Below are 208 nucleotides of genomic sequence, written 5' to 3' on the forward strand. Positions count from 1 at the left end.
CAGCCACCCTTTAAAGAGTGCGTAATAGCTCACTGGTCAAGTGGTCCTGCGCCGACAATGTAGCGGGGCTCAAGCACACCGCCGAAGCCGTGTCATTTCGACTTAGGTCGGGATGGGTAGGGGAGCGTCGTTCAGCCATTGAAGCGCCGGAGTGATCCAGGTGTGGAGGCTGGACGAGTGAGAATGCAGGCATGAGTAGCGAAAGACG

General features: G+C 57.7%; 1 rRNA gene. It reads left to right on the plus strand.

What is annotated here, in order from left to right:
- Positions 1-208, plus strand: a 23S ribosomal RNA gene (locus ADK67_RS17110); the annotation flags it as partial.

Origin of the sequence: Saccharothrix sp. NRRL B-16348 (assembly GCF_001280085.1) — a bacterium.
Lineage (GTDB): Bacteria > Actinomycetota > Actinomycetes > Mycobacteriales > Pseudonocardiaceae > Actinosynnema.